Source organism: Rhodoferax sp., from assembly GCF_018063565.1.
Classification (GTDB): domain Bacteria; phylum Pseudomonadota; class Gammaproteobacteria; order Burkholderiales; family Burkholderiaceae_C; genus Rhodoferax.
On the sequence record NZ_JAGPBB010000163.1, the window covers coordinates 1 to 4,044 of the forward strand.

Genomic DNA, 4,044 nt, shown 5'->3' on the forward strand with positions numbered 1-4,044 from the left:
AGTACACCCCTTACGAGCCCATTACCACCATTGAAGAGGCCATCAAGCCGGGCGCACGACGTATTCACGCGCACGCCGAGAACAACCAAATCAACCATCACCACACAGCCAAGGGTGATATTGACGCTGGCTTCGCTGCATCGGCCCACATTCTCGAACGTGATTACGAAGTCGGCTTTCAGGAGCACGCTTACATTGAGCCTGAAACCATCACTGCCTATATCGACCCCACGGAAAGAACGCTGGTCATTACCGGTTCGGTGCAAAACCCGCACCGTGTGCGCGGCTTTGTTTCGGGCTTCCTGGGCATTGCACAGTCAAAAATCAACATCAAACGCGCGGTGATGGGCGGATCATTCGGCGGCAAGGATGACGTGATTGACCACCTGTCCTGTCGGGCGGGGTTGATGGCGACGTTGACCGGGCGACCCGTCAAATTCACATACACGCGTGAACAATCCATACGCGAGAGTTGCAAACGTCATCCGTACAAGATGAAGTACAAAGTGGGGCTGGATGACCGGGGTCGTATCCTGGCCATCAAGGTCGATATCCTGGCAGATGGAGGTGGTTATGCGGCATCAACGCCCTTTGTGACCTGGCGCTCCGTGATTCAGGCAGCAGGCCCTTACAACATTGCCAACGTGCGTGTTGATACCGCCGGCATCTACACCAACAACAGCTACACGTCAGCAATGCGCGGCTTTGGGTCGCCGCAGATCGTTTATGCCAATGAGTCTTTGATGGATGAAATTGCCCGGCATTTTGGTATGTCGCCCATCCAAATCCGTCAACTCAATATGCTCAGGCAAGACGACCAAAGCATCACTGGGCAAGCCTTCACCCAACACGTCGTTTCGACTGGCGAAGTGCTGAACCTCGCCGTCACGAATGCGAAATTTGAAGAAAAGCGCGAACAATGTATGAAGCGCAATGCCGAAGGTGGCACGATCAAGTACGGCATCGGCTTGGCATTGAGCTACCGTGGCTGCTCCATGGGAGCTGAGGGCGTGGACACCGGCACCGCGCTGGTTCAGGTCAACCACGATGGCAGCATCAGCGTGTCGACTTCGGTAGCTGAAAACGGACAGGGGCTGCAGACCACCATGTCCCTGATTGCCGCTGAATCGTTTGGCGTCACCCTGAAGAACGTGGTTTTCAGCGAGCCCCCGACATCGGTCATTGCTGACGGCGGCCCGACCGTTGCGTCACGTGCAACCCTGATGGGTGGACAAGCGGTGGTTGATGCCGCCGAGAAAATCAAGGCGCGTATCGTAGGTGTCATCGGCGACGCCATCAAAGTCAAGAGTCTGGCTGAAACCGAATGGCGAGACGGCCAAATTTTCAACAAAACGCATCCTGAGCACTGCGTTTCGTTCGTGTCAGCCGTCAACACCAGCAAATGGGCGTCTGTCAATTTGGCTGACTATGGCTGGTTTGCCGCGCCCGACATTCACTGGGACGAGGAAAATGGCAACGGTAGCCCTTACTTCACATGGGTTTACGGCTGCAATATCGCTGAAGTCGCCATCGACACCAGTACCGGCAAAGTCACCTTGCAGCGCGTCACGGCCGTACACGACGTTGGCAAGGTCATCAACCCGGTGGGGTTCGAAGGGCAAGTATGCGGCGGCATCGCGCAAGGCTGTGGCTACGCCGTTCTGGAAGATTTCAATATAGAGCACGGCATCGTCAAATCGGAAAACTTTGATTCGTACCTGTTGCCAACGATCAAGGACATTCCGCCCATTGATGTCTATGCCGTTGAAAATTATGACCCGCAAGGTCCGTTTGGCGCCAAGAGCATCGGCGAGCCGGCGACAGAATTGGCAGCAGCGGCTATCAACAATGCGGTCAATTTCGCGTTAGGCACTGCCTTTAACAAACTGCCGCTCACGCTGGAACAGGTGTTCTTGGGCTACAACCTGAAGAAGCCGGTACGTCAGAGCGAGTTGTTGATCTCCTCTACTGTGAAGAAGCAGGTACTGCGATTGAATAACATCAGTATTCGCAGCCCAGCTTCTCTTGATGAAGCGCTGAAGATGTTGGCAGACGCCAACGTGACCGCAGTGGCTGGTGGTACCGACGTGATGGTTCAGGGACGGATGAAGACCAAGGCGCAAGACCTGATCAATATTGCGAATCTCCCTGGTCTATGCCACATCGAAGAACGTGATACATCGGTGGTGATTGGTGGTGGTGTTTGCTTTAACAAACTGACCGAGCATCCTTTGGTACGAGAGCGCTATCCGCTACTGGCTCAGGCATGCCAGAAGGTGGGGTCCAACCAAATTCGTAACCGTGCAACCATAGGCGGGAACATCGCTAATGCAGCACCGTGCGCGGACTCGGTTCCGCCTCTCATTGCTTATGGTGCTGAACTCGTGCTGCAATCGGTGGCTGGTAAGCGCCGCATGTCTGTTGCCGATTTCATCACCAATGGCTACGAAACCAAACTCGAAAGGGGCGAACTGCTGGTTGAAATAATCTTGCCGGCACCACCACCCAATTTGATTCAAAACTACGATCAGCTGGGTCGCCGTAACGCGTTGAACATCACACGACTGAGCTTGACCAGTCTGTTTTCAATCGACGACGATAGCAAGATCAGCTTGTGCCGACTGGTAGACGGTGCGCTTCTGAGCAAACCAGGGCGCCTCACTGTAGTAGAAGATGCATTGCTGGGAAAAACGCTAAACGACGCAAGCGTTGCGGAAGCTTTGAAAGTTCTGGAGAAATTGATTGAAGATGAGATTGGCGGGCGCTGGTCTGCCGTGTACAAGCAACCTGTTTATCTCAACATCTTCCGCGACCAGGTGAACAGAGTTCGCGCGCAAATCCGACAATAACCCAAGGAAAAGTGATGAGCAAAATCTCTCTACAGGTCAATGGTCAAGCCGTCAGTGGCGATGTTGATGGAAGCACTCGCCTGCTCGACTTTGTCCGTGACTCACTCGAACTGACTGGCACAAAAGAAGGGTGCGCCGTGGGTGAATGTGGTGCTTGCACGGTTATCCTGAATGGTGATGCTGTCTGCTCTTGCCTTGTCTTGGCCGCACAGTGCGATAACGCAACGGTCACAACCGTCGAAGGGTTGGCATCGGACAGCCTGGGTCGAGAGCTGCAAACGGCTTTCGTCGAGCATGGCGGCGTTCAGTGTGGTTTCTGCACCCCCGGCGTGTTGATGAGCGCCAAAGCATTGTTGGATAAGAACCCCAAGCCCAGCGACGAAGAATTGCTTGACGCACTAGAAGGCAACATTTGCCGCTGCACGGGGTATCAACCTATATTGCAATCACTACGCGCCGTTATCGACAAGTAGTCGCCGACAAAATACAGCCGGCGAATAGCGGACCTCGATTGGTTCAACTCGACGTGCCACAGCAGTGCGACAACCGGGGCATCAGCTTGCCTCCGTGTGTTTTTGCCCAACCGAAAATCCGACCGCGCGCAGCGCGCGCTCCAGCTTTTCCTGCGTCACATTCTCTCCGTCACCCTTCACAACCACGTGACCGGTCGACATTCTGACCTCCACGTCATGCACGCCATATAACACATTCAGAGCCTTCTTGACACCCAGAACGCTGCCACAGCAAGTCATGCCATCTACTTCCAGTTGAATGATGGTGGGCAGTTTCCCAGCGCTTGGGGGCGGCATGTTTGGTGGATCAGTCAATCTATTCATGGTGAGGCAGTCTCAGCTTTACGAAAGCTGCATACCGCCATCCTAGCCCGCTTCAAGCGGTCACACAAGTTATCAAACTGATCTGCCGCTATTGATTTGATCCTTAACTTCCCCGCGCCCGGGAGGGTCGGAGGTGGTGTTTCTACTGCGCGCCAGTGCAGCGATGCGCTCGCTTCGACAGTGCGCCAGACACGGCTCTTGCTCGATAGCCTTTGGTCCGAAACTTGCATGGATATCGCGAAATATCACACTTCGCTTTTCCACCGCAATAACTGAGATATTGGAGATCATCATGAGCGACATCATGCGGCCTGTCCCGTTCGAGGGACTGTTGCAACGTATCTTTGACGAGTTTCGGG

At 54.3% G+C, this 4,044-nt stretch carries 5 protein-coding genes; 3 read left to right on the forward strand and 2 right to left on the reverse strand.

Annotation, left to right across the window (positions count from 1 at the left end):
• On the reverse strand, positions 1-188 hold a 188-nt coding region (locus KBF66_RS19000; protein WP_296661260.1), incomplete at its 3' end, for a hypothetical protein.
• Between KBF66_RS19000 and KBF66_RS19005 the strand changes: the two genes are divergently transcribed.
• Together KBF66_RS19005 and KBF66_RS19010 are read left to right on the forward strand one after the other, a co-directional pair.
• The gene (locus KBF66_RS19005; RefSeq protein WP_296661257.1) at positions 120-2,849 is read left to right on the forward strand and encodes a molybdopterin cofactor-binding domain-containing protein; all 2,730 of its coding nucleotides are present in this window, start codon (positions 120-122) and stop codon (positions 2,847-2,849) included. The two genes, KBF66_RS19000 and KBF66_RS19005, sit on opposite strands and share 69 nt — an antisense overlap.
• Before the next feature lie 14 nt (positions 2,850-2,863).
• The gene (locus KBF66_RS19010; protein WP_296661251.1) at positions 2,864-3,322 is read left to right on the forward strand and encodes a (2Fe-2S)-binding protein; all 459 of its coding nucleotides are present in this window, start codon (positions 2,864-2,866) and stop codon (positions 3,320-3,322) included.
• 81 nt (positions 3,323-3,403) lie between these two features.
• Here the strand turns inward: KBF66_RS19010 and KBF66_RS19015 are convergent, their stop codons facing one another.
• Complete coding sequence (locus KBF66_RS19015; RefSeq protein WP_296661253.1) at positions 3,404-3,685, reverse strand: heavy metal-associated domain-containing protein; 282 nt, start codon at positions 3,683-3,685, stop codon at positions 3,404-3,406.
• A gap of 133 nt (positions 3,686-3,818) precedes the next feature.
• Between KBF66_RS19015 and KBF66_RS19020 the strand changes: the two genes are divergently transcribed.
• A partial coding sequence (locus KBF66_RS19020) for a hypothetical protein (protein ID WP_296661255.1) occupies positions 3,819-4,044 on the forward strand: 226 nt, incomplete at its 3' end.